Below are 16485 nucleotides of genomic sequence, written 5' to 3' on the forward strand. Positions count from 1 at the left end.
CTTTGCCGGAGCGTCGGGGCCGGGCCTCGGAGGGCGATGGCTATCCGACGTTTCAGGGAACGGCACGAGCCCACCCGATGCCCCGCCGCCCCTGCCTGTCAGTAGATTCGGACGCACAGGTGGTGTGACATGTCGCCTCCCCTATGAGCGTCCCTCCCATTCCGTCGCCCCCGCCGCCCACGCATCGCGAGGCCCTCGGCTCGCTCCCCGGGTTTCCCCACGGTGGGCCCGAGGATCGTCTGGCTCGTGCGCGGGAGTACCTCCGCGAGTCCCACGCCCGTGTCGAGGCCTTCCACCGGGGTGGTGCCGCCGGCCTGTCCACCTGCCGCCTCCTCTCCGCCGCCACGGATCGGCTCGTCCAGGGGCTCTTCTCCGAGCTCGCCGCCGAGCTTCATGCGCCTTCGGGGATTGCCCTCGTGGCGCTCGGTTCCTACGGGCGCCGCGAGCTGTCTCCCCAATCAGACCTGGATCTGCTCCTTCTCCGAGGGCCCGGTGTCTCCGAGGCGTCCGTCGCGCCCCTGGCCCGCGCGTTTCCCACGCTCCTGTGGGATCTCAAGCGCGCCGTCGGCTGGAGCGCTCGCAGCCCCGACGAGTGCGCCCGCGCCGCCGACTCCGACCACACCATCCGCACCGCGCTGCTCGACTCGCGCTTCCTCACGGGAGACACCGCTGTCTTCGACCTGCTCGCCGAGAAGATCCTCCCCGAGCTCCTCACCCACCGCGCCGACGCTTATATCCAGGACAAGGTCCAGGAGCTGCGCTCCCGCCGCGAGCGCTTCGGCGACTCCGTCTTCCTCCTCGAACCCAACCTCAAGCAGGGCGATGGTGGCCTGCGCGACCTGGAGACCGCCCTGTGGATCGCCCGCGTCCGCTTCCGCACGCGCGGCCTCACCGGCCTCCTTCAGCAGTCCATCCTTCCTGGCTCGCAGGTGACGCGGCTCAAGGCCGCTCGTGATTTCCTCCTGCGCATCCGCCATCAGCTCCACTTTCTCCGCGGACGCAAGGAGGACCGGCTCACCTTCGATCTCCAGGAGGAGGTGGCGCGCTTCCTCGGCTACCAGCAGGGCCCCGTGCTGCCCGTCGAGGCCTTCATGCGCGACTACTACCTGGCCGCCAACGCCATCCGCCAGGCCGCCGACGCGCTCATCGCCCGCTGCGAGGAGCTCAGCACCGCCCGGAAGATCTCCTTGTTCCCCGAGCGCCGGCTCGGTTCCTTCAAAGTGTTTCGCGGCAAGCTCACCGTGGCCGATCCGGGCCTCTTCACCCGCGAGCCCGCCTCCATCCTCGACTTCTTCCGCACCGCCGAGGAGCACGGGCTGCCCCTCTACTCCTGGGCTCGCGAGCAGGCGGTGCAGGCCCTCCCCGCGCTCGAGGCCGCCCGCGCCATTCCCGCCGTCACCGCCGCCTTCAAGGCCCTCTTCGCGCGGCCCGGCACTCGCGGTGAGCGGCTCTTCGAGTTGCATGACTCCGGCGTGCTCGGCGCCGTGGTGCCCGAGTTCGGCCGCGTCACCGCCCATCACCAACACGACCTGTACCACGTATACACCGTGGACGTTCACACCCTCTTCGCCGTGCGCCGCCTCTATTGTTTGCGCGCGGGCGACCTGGTGGAGCAGGAGCCCGAGCTCTCCCGCGAGATGCGCGACCTCAAGGATCCGCTTCCGCTCTACCTCGGCATGCTTCTGCACGACGCGGGGAAGGGGATGGGCGGCAACCACTCGGAGAAGGGCCGGTTGTTGATGGTTGCCCTCGGCGAGCGGCTGGGCCTCTCACCCCGCCAGCGCGAGGTCGCCGAGTTCCTCGTGAAGGACCACCTGGCGATGAGCCACACCGCCCAGCGCCGCGACCTGAGCGACCCGGCCCTCATCGCCGACTTCGCCCGGAGCGTGGGCGACGTGGAGAAGCTCACCTGCCTCTACCTCCTCACCTGGGCGGACATCAGCTCGGTGGGGCCTCGCATGTGGACGGGGTGGAAGGCGCAGCTGCTGCGCGAGTTGTATGACAAGGCCCGGGCCCATCTGGTCGGCTCGGCGGCTCCCTCGGGCGAGCGTCCTTCCGAGCACGTCCTCGAGCGTTTCCATGCGCGCTGGGCCCGTGTCCTCGGCGAGCCTCGGGCGCGTGAGCTGGCCCAGGTGCTCCCCGAGCGGTATTTCCTCGGGACGGAGCCGTCCCGGGCCACGCTCCATGGCCGGTTGCTCGCGCGAGCCCGGAAGCGCGCCCTGGCCGCGGCCCTGCGCCATCACCCGGAGGCTGGTTACAGCGAGCTGTCCCTCGCGGCCCAGGACAGGCCCGGTCTGCTCTCGCTGCTCGCCGGCGTGCTCTCCGCCCACCGCATCGACATCCTCTCCGCGCGCATCGTCTCCACCTCGGATGGACTCGCGCTGGACGTGTTCGACGTGAGGCCCCCGCATGGGCTCCTGCTCGAGCGCTCCCGCTGGCGCATGGCCCGGACGGACCTGCTGCGCGTCCTTTCCGGCGAGGCCTCCATCGAGGAGGTGCTGCGTCGGCGCCGCAACGGCTCGCTCCTCCAGCGGCACCTGCCGCCTGTGGCCCCCAAGGTGACGGTGGACAACCGCGCCTCCCGCGACTTCACCGTGGTGGATGTGGTGGCGCAGGACCGCGTCGGCCTGCTGCACGCCATCTCCTCCGCCCTCACTGGGGCCGGTGCACAGATCGCCGTCGCGAAGGTGGCCACCGAGGCCCATCGCGCCATGGACTCGTTCTACATCACCCGCCAGGGTGCCAAGGTGGAAGGCCCTGGCGACGAGGCGGCGCTGGTGGGGGCGATCACCTCCGCTCTGGATGCCCTGGAGCGCGAGAGCGCGGAGACCCGGACCTGAGGGCTCGGCAGCGCTGAAGTGGGAAGAGTCTCGCGATGGCATGGCCTCTCTCGTGGACCCGCTCGTATAGGCGCACCATGGGATGAAGTTCAGGTTTCCTCGTCAGGCAGGAGCGTGAGCAGCAACTCGTCGTCGGGCCCGCGCGGGAGCCAACCGGGCGGCGGTGGCGAGGCGCGGAGTGCTGCCCTGGCCTGCTTGACACGTTCCTTATGCGTTTCTGGCGTGTAGGTCGTCCAACGGGCGAGTGCGTGGGCGACATCGAAGCGGGTCGTGTCATCCAGCACGGCAGGCCAGCCGTTCGGGAGATGCTGAGACAGTTCGCGCACGAGTTGCCCGCGCACTAAACGCGTGACCTTGCGGCTTTGCTCAGCTTCGGCAACCAACCCGCTGAACACCTGCACTGCCGCGATGTCATCAGGGCCAAGCTCGTCCGCCAGTGCCACCAGCGAAGCGGTGGGGCGCGCCTCGGCGAAGGCGGTGAGCGAATCATAACCGCGCTCGCGGACCCGCTCATACAGGCGCGCTTTCACGTTGCCCTGCCAAGCATGCCCGTCGCTCATGGTCCTCTCCACGGGATGAAATTCATCGGGATTCTGTACTCCTTCATATACCCCGCGACGGCTTTCAGGATCTCATTCCGCGTCAACATCTGGCCAGCTTCTGCCTCGGCCTCGTATAGCGCCTCCATGATCATCCGGTTCCATTCACCCGGCCACGTGCGGCCCAGCTTCCAGTTGCCACCGCCGTGAATGGCCTCGTGGTGCGCCTGCTCCATCTCGACGCAGAACCGGTCGATATCCATCTCGCCGGTGAAGCCGCGCTTCTCGAACCACTCGCGGAACTCTTTCGGCATGACGTGGTGCCGCGGTGGCTTGTTCATGCCAGCCCCCGCTCGGCCCGTCACTCGCATGCCCCGCACCTCGGGCCCATCTCCCAGCGCATCGCGCACGCCCCGCGGCAGTTCGCCGTGTGCCTGCGCCAACATCACCTGTCCTGCCTGAATCCGGACTGCTGCACTGACGACGGGGAGCGAGAGGACGCCCGCGCGCACCAACTGGCGCACCATCTCCACCCACTCGGCGGACACGACAATCCGCGTGCCCATCATCACGCCATCGCCGCCCACCGTGAGGCCAATTCCGAGCAGGGCGGGAGCGGATGGCGGCACCGATGGCAGCGAGAACCTCAGTGCCGAGAGCATGGTGAGCGCCTCGATGGCATCCTTGAGCGCCAGCGCCTTCGCGACGTCTTGCTCCCCCTTGCGCACGGTCTCGAGGGTCGTGGCCAGCTCGCCCGTGAGGTGGCCTACCAGCGCGGGGATGTCTTGCGCCGCTGCCTCCACCTGTCCGGGCTCCAGGGAGGAGAGCGCCGTCATGGATGGCTCGAGCATCTCCTGCCAGCGGTCCAGGTCCGCGAACATATACTCCACGCCGTAAAAGGACTGTTTGAGCACGACGTCGGCGAGGTTGAGGAGGTCGAGCCAGACGGCGAGCAGAAGCGAGCCCATCATGGCTGCCTCGAGCCGTGGGCCGGCGAGGTGCAGCAGGGCGAGCTGCATGTCTGGGTCCTCCACCTCCGAGGCGGCGTTGGCCAGCCGGATGGCAGCGGCGAGCTGGGCGTCAATCCACCGCAGTTGACTTTCGCCATAATCGACATGGCGGACGAAGAGACCCGTTCCTCCGGCAACACCCCGCCCACTGGCCTTGAGTTTGGAGAGCTCGCCGGAGATGCGGCGGGTGGAGCCGGACACGTCGAGAACGGCACTGCGAAATGCCAGTTGGGCCGCGAGGGCGCTCTGTCGCGCCGCCTTCTCCTCGCTGTCTGGGCTCGCTGCCGTCACGGCCTCACGGGCGGCGCGGCGCCGGTGCATTCGCTGCGGTGCCTCGGGCTCAGGCGGGGAGGGGAGGGGGCGCGGAAACTCAACGCCCCGCCCCTCGGCCGGCGCGGACGCGGCAGCATCGCGCGGCGTGTAGCGCAGGTTCATCCCCTGGCCGGGTGGTGGCGTCAGCGACACGCAGCCAGTGGACAGCAAGGCCAGGGCGAGCAGCGCACCTCGGCCGCGCCCAGGTAGCGAGCGCCGGGCTGCCCCATGCCTACCGCCAAGCCCTTCACCGCCACCTCGAAGTTGCACCAGCAGCGTGGACGTCATCAGCGCCTCCGATAGATGACTCGCATCCTAGTGGGCGCTTCGATAAATCCTGACGTCTCTGCGCCTTACTTCGATGCCCGGTGGGCTCATCTCCGCCCCTTTCAGACGGGGCACGGCGATCTGTTACGAAAAATCTGTGTTACAGCTCCGGCCGGCTGTCGTCCTCCTCGGGGAACCCTCTTCCTGGAGTGACGACACCATGCGTACCGACCACCCGCCGCGGCTCCCCGCGCGCTTCGCTCCCCACCGGCGCCTCGCCAGCGGGGCTCTTCTCCTCGCGCTGCTGTTCGCGTGCTCGCCCACGGAGGACAACGACCGTCCACCGTCATCCGGCGGCCAGGCCGGCTCATCGTTCACCTGTGCCGCAGCCTGCAAGAAGGCAGTGGAGACCTGTCAGATTCCCCCGCTGGACGTCACGTCATGCACGAACTACTGCAACGGGCTCCCCGAGTCCGGGCGCAACCTGGAATGCATGCGCACCGCCACCTGCGCTGAGATCAAGAGCGGCAAGTGCGTCGTCGATACCCAGCAGCCGTTCACCTGTGCTGACGCCTGCAAGAAGGCAGTGGAGACCTGTCAGATTCCTCCGCTGGATGTCGCGGCATGCACCAACTATTGCAACGGGCTCCCGGAGTCCGGGCGCAACCTGGAGTGCATGCGCACCGCTACCTGCGCCGAGCTCAAGGGCGGCAAGTGCGCTCCGGCGTGCACGCCTCGCTGCCAGGACAAGGTCTGTGGTGACGATGGCTGCGGTGGCTCCTGCGGCAGCTGCGCGTCCGGCTCCACGTGTGTCGACGGACAGTGCCAATCCACCTGTCCCGTGGGGAGCAGCCCGCAAGGGGGAAACTGCGTGTGCGATCCGGGTTACATCCGGGGCGAGGACTGCTCCGGCTGTGTGCTCGATCCGGAGAACGACGGTTGTCCCGCCCATGCCTCGCGCGTGAATGGCCAGTGCGCCTGCAACCAGGGCTACATGCTCAACGAGTCCGGCTGCGGCTGCGTCCCCCTGCCGCGCTGCACCAACCTGTACCGCTGCGCCTACAAGCACATGCATTACCCGGACGGCAGCGGAGTCACCTACAACGAGCTCACCTGGTTCGATCCCGTTCAGGCCCAGGAGTCCGCGCACCAGGCCTGCCTGGTCCGCGAGCGTAATGGCGCGGTCTCCACGGTTCCCCCGGATGAGCGCTGCACCTTCCAGAACTGCGCGCTCGTCTTCTCCGAGTCCAACTGCGCTGGCGCCAATCTCTTCACCTGCAGGTACAAGCACCAGCACTTCACGGACGGCACGGGTATCGCCTACATCGAGAGGACGGGCAGCTCGCTGACGACCAGCCTGCAGAATGCCTACGACGCCTGTGTGAACTACCAGATGTACGGGACGTCGAGCGATCTGCCGCCCCAGGAAGCCTGCAGGCTGGTGGACTGCCGGGTCTCCGGCTAGGCCCTGTCTGACGGACGCAGGTGGCGCAGGGAGAGGTGGACCAGCGCCACCTGCATCATGGCCAGGCAGTTCACGGCGAGCTTGAAGGTCGCAATCCCTGCACAAGGGTCAGCTGTACTTGTTGCGTCCTGCCATGACGCCGCCGTCGACATCCCAGATTGCACCGGTGACCCAAGAGGTCTCGTTCGACAACAGATGGGCGATGGTCTGCGCAACATCCTCTACGCGGCCCACGCGGCCGATCGGATGGAATCCGTTGAACCCCTGGAGCGCACTGTGAACCTGCTCCTTCGGGATGAAACCCTCGTAGATGGGGGTCTCGACGACTGCCGGCGAAACCGCGTTGACGCGAATGCCATGGCCGGCCAACTCCATCGCCAGGTGCTGTGTCAGCGAGTGAAGTCCTGCCTTGGCCATCGAATAGGCCGAGGAAGGAGTGGCCTGGATGGCCTGCCTGGCCCACATCGAGCCGATGTTGACAATCGCGCCCCCCTTGCGCAGCGCGACCATGGACCTGGCGACGGCCTGCGTGATGAAGAAGGTGGCCTTGTTGATGTCGAGATACAGGTCGTAATCGCGTTCCTCGTGCTCCAAGAATGCCTTCGGCAGGAAGACGCCCGCTGCGTTGACCAGCAGCGTCGCGTCGGCGTGGTCCCTGTGCAGTTGGGCCACCAGCGCCTGTCTCTCAGTGCCAGAGGTGATGTCCGCGCGCAGGCCGTCCACGGGACCGAACGCAGCCAACTCAGCGACGGCGGCCTGGACCTTGTCGTCTCGATGCCCGATGACAACGGCTCGCCCGCCCTCCTCGAGGACGATTCGGGCAATGGCCTTCCCCATTCCGCTGGTACCGCCCACAACGATGAGCTTCTGATGGGTGAATCGCGCACTCATTGCAAGTTGCTCCCTTACGGAAAAAGCCTCAGGCGGCCTGATAGATTCGGACGTTCGGGGCGGCGTCGAGGAGCGGCTTCAACGCGGTCACAACATCGGCGGCGAACAGGTTGCTCTTGTGGTAGGCGCTGGCCTGCTGCGCCGTGTCGAACCCGTGGAGCACCTGCACGTCCTCGTCACGGACGAGCAACTCCTTCGACTTCGCGCCGGCGATCGTCTCGAGGAATGGCGCCTTGTAGCGCTGGTACACGCTCGCAGCCGCGGGCCGGTTGGCGGGAGAAATCTGCAGAGTGATTTGCAGGTAGACCATGGGTTTCCTCCGTTTTGACGTCTGTACTACGTGCAAGATGAGCTATCCCGCAGGGGGCAGCTTGGACGGCAGCCTTCAGCTCCGATACGAGCCGGGGACGGCAGGTCGGGGTCCTCTCACCGAGGGCCGACGAGGAATTCATGCTTCTGAGTGCTCGCCGCCGCAAACGAGATGTTCTTGGCTCCCGGCAAAGGAAATCTTGACCGCTCATGAGCGCGCCCGAATACCTCAACGCCCTGCGAGCCTTCGAGGCGAGTGCCAGCCCGCCTCCTCCAGGAGGCAACAACCGGCGCTGGCGAATCCATCAGACAGAGCCTGGCGGGGCTCAGTCGCCCTGGGTGCGCAGCACCCGCTCCAGGCTCAGATCCACGCCGCTCTGAGCCATCCGCAGGATGCTGTCGAGCTGGGAGCCCTCCAGCTTCAACCGTTGGGAGAGCACGCTCCGGGTGCCTTCGAGCACCTGGCGGCGGGCATCGGCGAGCCAGCGGGCGACGGAGACCCGGTGCACCCGGTAGAGCTGGGCGAGCTCCGCCGCGCTGAGTCCATGGACGTACGTCTGGCGCAGCAGGTTGCGCTCCCGGGGGCCGAGCGCCTTCAGGGCCTCGCGGAAGGCGTCATTGAAGTGAGAGCGGTAGAGCGACTTGATGTGGGCCAGCTCGGGATCCTCCTCCGGGCTGGCCGCCTCCCAGGCCTCTCCCAGCTCCTCCAGTCGCTCGGGATCTCCCGCGGCGCGGCGGACCCGGACCGCGTCGAGCATTTCCCGGAGGGCCACCATGCGAATCCAGTTCCGCAGCTCTCCGCGGCCCGCGTACTCGCAGATTCCCGGCCCCTGCTCCGGCCGCGCCACCAGCAACTTCTGCCACACGCGCTGGCGCAGATCTTCCCGGGACAGCTTGCCCTCGCCTGTTTTCGCCCACGCGGCGTCCACTTCGCGCCCGTGATTCTGTTCGAGCAGCGCGACGGCCTGGGCATTCCCCATCGCGCACCCGCTGGCGAGGTAGAGATCGGCCGCTCGCAGCGAGTCCAGCGCCCGCGCATCGGTCTCCTTCGACAGGCACCGGGCGACGTGCGCGAGGAAGCTCCCGGGGTCGAGCGAGAGGGTGGGCCAGGTGGCCTGGGCGGATCGGAGCCAATCTCCCACGCACCGTTCGAGCTCCACCGCGGCGGGCAGCCCCTCGCGCAAGGTGGGTGGAAGCCGAGCGACGAAGCTCAGAACCAGGCTCTCGAGCGTGTCCATGCTGTCCACCGCTGTTCCTTCAGGCGCGCCGTGCCGGATGGCTATACCATTCCCGGCGTCTCCCCACCGTGTCCATGTCCACCTGCCCCGACGAGAACCGCTGGGTCGAATTCGCTGAAGGTCTGCTGGGTGAGAGCGAGTGCCGGCAGCTCGAGGAGCATCTCGACCACTGTCTCCGGTGTACCTCCCTCCTGGCGCTCTTCGCCCGGAACTCCGAGGCGAAGGAGCCTGCGCATCCCCCCGAGCCGGACACTCCCCCCGGCGGCGTGTCCTCCGAGGGCGCCCTGGTCTCCGGGGGACGCGTGGGCCGCTTCGTGCTTCTCGATCGGGTGGGCACGGGTGGGATGGGCATCGTCTACGCGGCCCATGATCCCCGGTTGGACCGCAAGGTCGCGCTGAAGCTCCTTCATCCCGCGCTGCTCGGCCAGGCTCGTGGCGGCTCCGCTCCGTCGCGGATGCTTCGGGAGGCCCAGGCCGCCGCGCGCCTCGCGCACCCTCATGTGATCACCGTCCATGAAGTCGGCTCGGTGGGCGACCAGGTCTTCGTGGCCATGGAGTTCGTCGACGGGGGCACCCTGTCGCGCTGGCTGCGCGAGGCGCCGCGCCGTTGGGAGGAGATCACCGGGAAGTTCCTCCAGGCGGGCCAGGGGCTCGCGGCCGCCCACCGGGCAGGTCTGGTGCACCGGGATTTCAAGCCTGACAATGTGCTGCTGGGACGCGACGGGCGCGTCCGCGTGGCGGATTTTGGTCTGGCTCGCGGCACCTTCCCCGATGCGCCTTCAGGGCCCGCCGCATCGGCTCGGGGAGACGCTCCTGGCGGAGAGCTCCAATCCCCCGCCGCGGGGCCGCTCACCCGGACGGGAGCGCTCCTCGGGACTCCCGCCTATATGTCCCCGGAGCAGCACCAGGGGCGCGAGGTGGGCGCGCCGTCCGACCAGTTCAGCTTCTGCATCGCCTTCTACGAGGCCCTCTACGGAGAGCGTCCCTTCTCCGGGAGCGACTCTTCGGCACTTCTGGAGGAGATGTCGCATGGGCGGGTCCGGCCTCCTCCCCGGGGGACGACGGTTCCGTCCTGGCTGAGGCAGGTGCTCCTGCGCGGGCTGAGCTTCTCTCCCGAGAAGCGCTTTCCCTCCATGGAGGCCCTGTTGGCGGCGGTGGAGCAGGGCCGCAAGCGGCGCCGACGCCGGATGGTCCTCGCCGTGGGCTCGCTCGTGCTGGTGGTCCTGCTCGCTGGGGTGGCCTGGGTCCGGACCCGTGCGGCGGCGCAATGCCAGGGCCTGGAGGCGCAGCTCCTGGGCGTCTGGGACGCCGAGCGCAAAGCGCGCATCCACCAGCGCTTCCTCGCGGTGGGCAAGACCTTCGCCCAAAGCGCGTGGAGCACCGTGGAGCGGACGCTCGATGACTACAGCACCACCTGGCTCGCGCTCCAGAGGCAGACGTGCGAGGCCCCTGCCCAGGAGCGGACGGACTGGGGCGAGTTCCTCGGGGCCCAGCGGGTCTGCCTCCGCGAGCGCCTGTCCGGGCTCAAGGCGCTCACCACCGTGCTGGCCGAGGCCGATGAGGAGACCGTCGTGAATGCGGTGCGCAGTGCTCTGTCGCTGGGCCGCCTGGACAGCTGCACCGATGCCCGCACCCTCACGTCCTGGGTGAGGCCTCCCCGGGAGCCGGAGCGGGCGGCGGCGGTGGAGTCGCTCCGGGGCGAGCTCGCCGAGGTGAAGGCCCTGCTGGACGTGGGCAGGTTCCACGAGGGCACGCCCCGGGCCGAAGCGGCGGTCGCACGAGCCCGCTCGCTCGATTATCGGCCCGTGCTGGCGGAGGCGTTGTTCCTGCTCGGGGTGGGCCAGGGGAACCTGGGCGACCTTCCTCGCGCCGAGGGGACGCTCACCGAGGCCGTGCTGGCGGCGCTGGCTGGGGGAGACGATCGGGAGGCCGCCCGCGCCTGGACGCTGTTGGCCTTCGTCGTGGGCAAGGGCGCCACGCACGACACTGCCCGCGCCCGCCTGCTGCTGCGCCACGCGGAGGCGGCCGGTGAGCGCTTTGGCGGAGATCCGGAGCTCACCGCGCGCCGGATCACTTACGAAGGGGTGATGGCCTTCGTGGACGGACGGTACGAGGAGACGCTCGATCGCTACCAGAAAGCACTCGAGCTCCGCCGGCAGTTCCTTCCGTCCCATCATCCGGACATCGGCACCTCCCTCACCGACATGGCCGGGATTCTCGGCCAGCTCGGCCGCTACGAAGAGGCCTTGGAGCTGTCCCGAAGCGCGCTCGCCAACCTGGAAGCGGCGCTGGGCCCCTCCCATCCCGATGTGGCGTTCGCGCTCCAGGCGCTCGGGTCCACCCAGGCCGAGCTGGGCCGGAGCGAGGAAGCCCTCGCGTCCCACCAGCGTGCGCTGGAGATCTTCGAGAGCGTGTACGGCGCGGAGAACCAAACCGTGGCCGTGGCGCTGACGTACGTGGGCATCCAGAAAGGCAACCTGGGCCGCCACGAGGAGGCCCTGAAGGACCACCGGCGCTCGCTGGCCCTCTGGGAGAAGCTGGTGGGCCCCGAGCACCCGGACGTGGCCACCTGCCTGCAGGTATTCGGGGGCGCCTTGCGCGAGGCGGGACGGCCCGGCGAAGCGCTGGAGGTGCTACGCCGCTCGCTCCGCATCCGGCAACGGGTCCTGCCCGCGCACGATCCGCAGCTGGGGCTCCTCAACCAGGAGCTGGCCGCGACCCTGATGGATCTCGGCCGCCCTTCCGAGGCGCTCGTGGCCTACCGGAGCGCGCTCGAGGACCTCGAGCGGGCCCTCGGTCCCGAGCACCCGGACGTCGGCCGCGCCTTGACGGGACAGGGACGCGCCCTGCTGGCGATGAAGGATCCCCGTGCGGCGATCGGTCCGCTGGAGCGGGCGGTGACCCTCTGGGATGGCGTGAAGGGCAACCCGGGCCGTGTCGAGGCGGCCCAAGCGCGTTTCGCGCTCGCCCGGGCGCTCACCACGAGCGGTGGTGATACCCGTCGCGCCATCCTCCTGGCCCGGCAGGCCCGGGAGGTCTTCGCCGCACAAGCCCCGGCCGATCCTCACCTTCTGGAGGACATCACCGGGTGGTTGCGTCAGCACGAGGCCTCCGCGCCCTGATTCCTCTCCATGGAGGGTTGCTTCACTGGCCCGCGGGCGGCAGCTCCTGGAACGTGGAGAGCGCGGGCCGGCCGAGCTGGCCCTTCGTCGCGAGCGGCGGGCCGCGCGGGGGGCTCCCGGGCTCGGGCTGCTCTTCCTCGGGGGCTGACGACTCCTCGCTGATCTCCGCGAAGATGCGGCGGCCCAGCACCGCGCCCAGCACCAGCGACACCACCAACCCCACGCCGGACACCACCGTCATCACCGTGCGGCCCTGCGCCAGGCCACTGCCGAACTGCGCGGTGAGGAACGTGCCCGGGATGGTGCCCAGCAGCACGCCCATCGCCAGGGGCCAGAAGCGCGCCCCCGCGGCCGTCGCCGCCGCGATCATCACGTCCGTGGGCAGCAGGGGGTTGATGCACGTGAGCAGCGCGAACTTGAAGCCGTGCCGCTTCGCCGCCCGGGTGATGGCCGGGTAGCGGCTGCCCGCCATGCGCTTCATCAACCGCGTTCCCAGCCAGCGCGACAGCCCGTAGATGAGCGCCGAGGCCAGCACGCTGCCCATCAGCGAGTAGATCGTCCCCGCCCGCGTGCCGAAGATCATTCCGCCCACAGCGGTGAAGAGCTGCCCGGGCAGCAGTGTCACCGGCCGCACCGCCAGACACAGCACGAAGACCACCGGGGCCCACTTCCCCATGGGCGCCAGGAAGGCGTGCAGTTCCTTCTGGTTGATGAAATCCGGCCCCAGCAGCCTCAGCATCGTGAGCCCGCCGATCGACGCCAGCACGGGCGTCAGCACTCGGAGCCAGAACTTCAAACCGCCTCCTTCTCCACCCTTCACGCCAGGCCTCCCGCGCCGGTCGGCGTGAAAGGTGAGACATCGACCGGGAATCGGCAATGTGCACTGGCGTGTTCTTGACACTGAAGCGTCCGGGCGGGCAGGCCGTAGTCACGCCCGCCGGGACAGCGTGTACCCCCAACCTCAGAGAATTCCTGAGGTTCTGATGCTCTCTGTCCGGTGTGAACGGCTGGCGGTGTACGGAGCTTGCTTGCATCGGGGCGCTTCCGTCCCAAGTTTTGGGGCAAGGGGCACCCTCGCGGGGAAGGGGGAGAACGTAGGAGGAGGCAAGACATGCAGCAGGACAAGGACAACAAGGGCAGCATGACGGTGGCCGAGGCGGGCCGGAAGGGCGGAGAGACCGTCCGCAACGAGCGGGGTAGGGAGTTCTACGAGACGATCGGCCGCAAGGGCGGCGCCACGGTGAAGGCCGAACGGGGCCGCTCCTTCTACGAGGAGATCGGCCGCAAGGGCGGAGAGACCGTCAAGGCCGAGCGCGGCGCGAAGTTCTACGAGGAGATCGGCAAGAAGGGCGGAGACCGGGTGAAGGCGACGCGGGGTCCGAACTTCTACGAGGAGATCGGCCGCAAGGGCGGTCAGAAGGTCAAGAAGCTGATCGAGGAGGGCAAGCGAGCGGCCCGGGCGGCCATGGAGAAGCAGGAAGGCGCCGCCGCCGCCCCGGCGGCGACAGAAGAGGGGCCGGAGACATCTGCCGCGGCGCCTCCCAGCGAGCCGAGCCCAGGTGGCCGCACCGAGTAGCGTGACGAAAGGGCCGCGGACCAGATAGACACGGGTCGTGTACCTCTTCCTCGCGTTCCTCGACCACGCGGACCAACCTGAACGGGCCATCCGGCGGCTCCGGGACTTCGGTATCCCGGAGCCGCTGGTCGTGAGGGCCCGAAGTGCCGCGGCCACCTTGTCCGCGGAAGTTCCCGTCTTCGCCGGGCTGCGCGGTCTGGCGCTCGGGGCGGATGAGGATCGGCTCATCCTGGTGAGTCTCCTGCCAGGGTTGTCAGCCGAGGAGGTGGAGCGGCTGGTCCAGCGGGTCCAACTGGAGATGGATGCGGACGACCCCCCGATGGGCCGCCTGGTGGCCCTGCCGGTGATCGGCGCGCCGGTGCATCGCCGGGAGTGACGGCACGCGCCGGGCGGTGTAATCACCTGCCCTGTGCAGGCGCTGCTCGTCCTACTCGCCATCGCGGCGCTCTCGCTGCTGGCCTCTAGCCGGACGGTGCTGGACCCTGGCCGCTTTCCGGCCGTGGCCCAGCTGGCCGCCAGCGGACTGATCTTCCTCGCCATTGGCGCGGTGCTGGGACCGGGCTCGCTGGGCGTGCTGTCCTGGGGGGATCTGACGGCCCTGCGCCCCCTGCTCGCACTGGGGATCGGCGTGGCGGGCGTCATCATCGGCCTCAACCTGGAGCCCCGGCTGCTGCGGCTGCTGCCTCGGGAGGTGTACGTGGCGGCGCTCGCGCACGCCGGGACGGCCTTCCTGTGGGTGGCGCTGCCGCTGGCCGGTCCACTGCTCTTCTCCATGGGCCTGCCTCCCGGGGCGGCGGTGGGCGCGGCGGCGTTGCTGGGCGCGTCGGCGAGCCTCTCCTCGGGCCACTTCGCGGTGCTGGGCTACCGCAGCGGGCGCATGGATCGCCGGCGCGGACTGTCCGTGGCGCTGCTCACCATGCTGGATGATGTGGTGGGGCTGGGAGTGCTGGCGCTGGCGCTCGCGTTCGGCGCGACGGGCCATCCCCTGGAGGGGCTCGGGCTGGTGGCGCTCGCGCTGCTGCTGGGGATGATGTGTGGAGGACTGCTCGCCTTCCTCATGCACGGGCTGAAGGATCAGGGCGAGCTGATGGCGGTGCTGCTGGGCGGAGTGGCGCTGGTGTCCGGAGCGGCGGCGTACCTGCGGGTGTCGGCGCTGCTGGCGGGCGTGGCCTGCGGGGCGACGCTGGCGTTGGTGGGCGGGCGCGCGGTGGAGCAGGCGGCGCGGATTCTCGGGCGCTTCGAGCGGCCCTCGTACCTGCTGCTGGTCTTCCTGGTGGGCGCGCATGTGCAGGCGCGCGACGTCATGGCCTGGGCGCTGCTGCCCGGGTACCTGGGCCTGCGTTTCCTGGGCAAGGTGCTGGGAGGCGCGCTCGCGCAGCGCATCGCCGGGAGCACGTTGGCGCTGCCGCCGAGGCTGGGCTACGCGCTCATCGCCCAGGGCGGGCTCGCGCTGTGTCTGGTGGCGGAGTACCTGGTGTTGGTGCCGGGGCCGATGTCCCAGCGCGTCTTCGATGTGGTGGTGGCGGGGGCCTTCGTCAACGAGCTGCTCGGCAGCCGGTCCTTCCGCTACGTGCTGGAGCCCGCGCCCTCGCGAGCCACGGGAGGCACGCCATGAAGGAGGCGATTCCTCGGCTGCTTCTGGTGGTGGTGCTGTTGGCGGCCATCGGCCGGGCGCAGACGTGGCGGGTGGACACCGGCACGTCGGTGGCGCTCGCCGCCGGGGCGTTGCTGCTGTGCGGACTGTTCGCGGGGAAGGTGGCCAAGGGATTCGGGCTGCCCCGGCTCACAGGCTACCTGCTGGTGGGCGTGGCGGTGGGGCCGTACGCCCTGGGCTTCATTCCTGGCTCGGGGGTGAAGGGGTTGGAGCTGGTGAAGGGGCTCGCGGTGAGCCTCATCGCGCTGGTGGCGGGCACGGAGCTGCAACTGGGGCTCATCCGCCGGGTGGGTGCCAGGGTGGCGGCCCTGTGCGTCGCGGTCTGCGGAGTGACGTTCCTGGCCGTCTTCGGGGCGCTCTTCGCGCTCAAGCCGGTGCTGCCCTTCCTGGCGCCCATGACGGTGCCGCAGGCCCTGGCGGTCAGCGGGCTCGTGTCCACGGTGGTGGTGTCCTTCTCGCCCACGGTGACGATCGCCATCGTGCAGGAGACGAGCGCGCGCGGCAGTTTCACCGAGTTCCTCATGGCCCTGGTCATCATCGGGGACCTGATCGTCATGGTGGGCTTCGCCCTGGCGGCGGGCTTCACGCGGGCGAGCTTCGGCGGCGGGCTGGACGTGGCGGGGCTGCTGGGCGAGGTGGGGTGGGAGCTGTTCGGCTCGGTGGCGGTGGGCAGCGTGCTGGCGCTGGTGATGCTGCTGTACATGCGGCAGGTGAAGCGCGAGCTGCCGCTGTTCCTGGTGGGGTTGTGCTTCGCCTCGGCGGAGGGCGGTGCGCGGCTGCACCTGTCGCCGCTGCTGGTGTCGCTGGCGGCCGGGGCGCTGATCGCCAACCTGGACGAGCGGGAGGGCGAGCGCATCCACCATGCCATCCAACGGGCGGGCCTGCCCGTCTTCGCGCTCTTCTTCGCCGCGTCCGGGGCGGGGCTCAAGCTCAACGCGCTGGTGACGGTGGGGCCGGCGGCGCTGCTGCTGGTGGCGCTGCGCGCGGTGGCCATCTACGGCTCGTGCCGGCGCTTCGCTCCGGCGGAGGATCCCCGGTTGCGCCGCTACCTGTGGATGGGGCTCATTTCGCAGGCGGGCGTGACTTTCGGGCTGGCGGCGCTCATCTCTCGAACCTTTCCGGACTTCGGGCCGCAGGTGGAGGTGCTCATCGTGGCGATGATCACCGCCCACGAGCTGATCGGCCCCGTCCTCACCCGGCGGGCCCTGCAGCGGAGTGGAGAGGTCCACTCCGACGAGGCGCCGGGAGCGGCCTGAGGAGAC

The 16485-nt window shown here is 69.3% G+C and carries 13 protein-coding genes; 7 read left to right on the forward strand and 6 right to left on the reverse strand.

Annotated features, from left to right (window positions below; translation table 11 throughout):
* Positions 1–143: 143 nt before the first annotated feature.
* Positions 144–2840, forward strand: coding sequence for a [protein-PII] uridylyltransferase (glnD, locus tag DAT35_RS03465; protein ID WP_108065415.1), 2697 nt, complete (start codon positions 144–146; stop codon positions 2838–2840).
* Positions 2841–2929: 89 nt separating this feature from the next.
* Here the strand turns inward: glnD and DAT35_RS03470 are convergent, their stop codons facing one another.
* Positions 2930–3400: an NUDIX hydrolase gene (locus DAT35_RS03470; protein ID WP_108065416.1), complete on the reverse strand. Its 471-nt coding sequence runs from the start codon at positions 3398–3400 to the stop codon at positions 2930–2932.
* Positions 3397–4824 (reverse strand): DUF2380 domain-containing protein, encoded by a 1428-nt coding sequence (locus tag DAT35_RS03475; protein ID WP_369945073.1) that lies wholly within the window; start codon positions 4822–4824, stop codon positions 3397–3399. Before DAT35_RS03475 ends, DAT35_RS03470 begins: the two co-directional genes overlap by 4 nt.
* A 364-nt stretch (positions 4825–5188) precedes the next feature.
* Here DAT35_RS03475 and DAT35_RS03480 point away from each other — a divergent pair, with 364 nt between their 5' ends.
* Complete coding sequence (locus DAT35_RS03480; protein WP_108065417.1) at positions 5189–6433, forward strand: hypothetical protein; 1245 nt, start codon at positions 5189–5191, stop codon at positions 6431–6433.
* A 108-nt stretch (positions 6434–6541) separates the two neighbouring features.
* On the opposite strand, the gene DAT35_RS03485 is transcribed toward DAT35_RS03480, so the two are convergent.
* From DAT35_RS03485 to DAT35_RS03495, 3 genes are all read right to left on the reverse strand, one after another.
* A complete protein-coding gene (locus tag DAT35_RS03485) occupies positions 6542–7324 on the reverse strand; it encodes an SDR family NAD(P)-dependent oxidoreductase (RefSeq protein WP_108065418.1) in 783 nt (260 codons plus the stop codon).
* Between the two features lie 28 nt (positions 7325–7352).
* Complete coding sequence (locus tag DAT35_RS03490) at positions 7353–7634, reverse strand: hypothetical protein (RefSeq protein WP_108065419.1); 282 nt, start codon at positions 7632–7634, stop codon at positions 7353–7355.
* Positions 7635–7959: 325 nt separating this feature from the next.
* The gene (locus DAT35_RS03495) at positions 7960–8871 is read right to left on the reverse strand and encodes a sigma-70 family RNA polymerase sigma factor (RefSeq protein WP_146209556.1); all 912 of its coding nucleotides are present in this window, start codon (positions 8869–8871) and stop codon (positions 7960–7962) included.
* Positions 8872–8945: 74 nt separating this feature from the next.
* Here DAT35_RS03495 and DAT35_RS03500 point away from each other — a divergent pair, with 74 nt between their 5' ends.
* Positions 8946–11993: a serine/threonine-protein kinase gene (locus DAT35_RS03500; RefSeq protein ID WP_108065421.1), complete on the forward strand. Its 3048-nt coding sequence runs from the start codon at positions 8946–8948 to the stop codon at positions 11991–11993.
* Positions 11994–12015: 22 nt separating this feature from the next.
* Here DAT35_RS03500 and DAT35_RS03505 read toward each other — a convergent pair whose 3' ends face one another.
* A complete protein-coding gene (locus tag DAT35_RS03505; RefSeq protein ID WP_233261275.1) occupies positions 12016–12789 on the reverse strand; it encodes a TVP38/TMEM64 family protein in 774 nt (257 codons plus the stop codon).
* Positions 12790–13104: 315 nt separating this feature from the next.
* Between DAT35_RS03505 and DAT35_RS03510 the strand changes: the two genes are divergently transcribed.
* From DAT35_RS03510 to DAT35_RS03525, 4 genes are read left to right on the forward strand one after another with little or no spacing between them, the layout of a single operon-like run.
* Positions 13105–13569: a general stress protein gene (locus DAT35_RS03510; protein WP_108065422.1), complete on the forward strand. Its 465-nt coding sequence runs from the start codon at positions 13105–13107 to the stop codon at positions 13567–13569.
* 37 nt (positions 13570–13606) lie between these two features.
* Entirely contained in the window at positions 13607–13945 is a 339-nt protein-coding gene (locus tag DAT35_RS03515) for a hypothetical protein (protein WP_108065423.1), read from the forward strand.
* Positions 13946–13978: 33 nt separating this feature from the next.
* Entirely contained in the window at positions 13979–15184 is a 1206-nt protein-coding gene (locus tag DAT35_RS03520) for a sodium:proton exchanger (RefSeq protein ID WP_108065424.1), read from the forward strand.
* On the forward strand, positions 15181–16479 hold the full coding sequence (locus DAT35_RS03525) for a cation:proton antiporter (protein ID WP_108065425.1): 1299 nt from the start codon (positions 15181–15183) through the stop codon (positions 16477–16479). The genes DAT35_RS03520 and DAT35_RS03525 overlap by 4 nt, the downstream gene beginning before the upstream one ends.
* Positions 16480–16485: the final 6 nt, after the last annotated feature.

This window comes from Vitiosangium sp. GDMCC 1.1324 (genome assembly GCF_003044305.1).
GTDB lineage: Bacteria > Myxococcota > Myxococcia > Myxococcales > Myxococcaceae > Archangium.

What these genes read in the sequence shown, in the direction of transcription:
- DAT35_RS03495 (WP_146209556.1), bottom strand. Translation starts at nt 8,871, where the DNA reads ATGGACACGCTCGAGAGCCTGGTTCTGAGCTTCGTCGCTCGGCTTCCA.
- glnD (WP_108065415.1), top strand. Translation starts at nt 144, where the DNA reads ATGAGCGTCCCTCCCATTCCGTCGCCCCCGCCGCCCACGCATCGCGAG.
- DAT35_RS03475 (WP_369945073.1), bottom strand. Translation starts at nt 4,824, where the DNA reads ATGAACCTGCGCTACACGCCGCGCGATGCTGCCGCGTCCGCGCCGGCC.
- DAT35_RS03525 (WP_108065425.1), top strand. Translation starts at nt 15,181, where the DNA reads ATGAAGGAGGCGATTCCTCGGCTGCTTCTGGTGGTGGTGCTGTTGGCG.
- DAT35_RS03510 (WP_108065422.1), top strand. Translation starts at nt 13,105, where the DNA reads ATGCAGCAGGACAAGGACAACAAGGGCAGCATGACGGTGGCCGAGGCG.
- DAT35_RS03480 (WP_108065417.1), top strand. Translation starts at nt 5,189, where the DNA reads ATGCGTACCGACCACCCGCCGCGGCTCCCCGCGCGCTTCGCTCCCCAC.
- DAT35_RS03485 (WP_108065418.1), bottom strand. Translation starts at nt 7,324, where the DNA reads ATGAGTGCGCGATTCACCCATCAGAAGCTCATCGTTGTGGGCGGTACC.
- DAT35_RS03470 (WP_108065416.1), bottom strand. Translation starts at nt 3,400, where the DNA reads ATGAGCGACGGGCATGCTTGGCAGGGCAACGTGAAAGCGCGCCTGTAT.
- DAT35_RS03500 (WP_108065421.1), top strand. Translation starts at nt 8,946, where the DNA reads ATGTCCACCTGCCCCGACGAGAACCGCTGGGTCGAATTCGCTGAAGGT.
- DAT35_RS03490 (WP_108065419.1), bottom strand. Translation starts at nt 7,634, where the DNA reads ATGGTCTACCTGCAAATCACTCTGCAGATTTCTCCCGCCAACCGGCCC.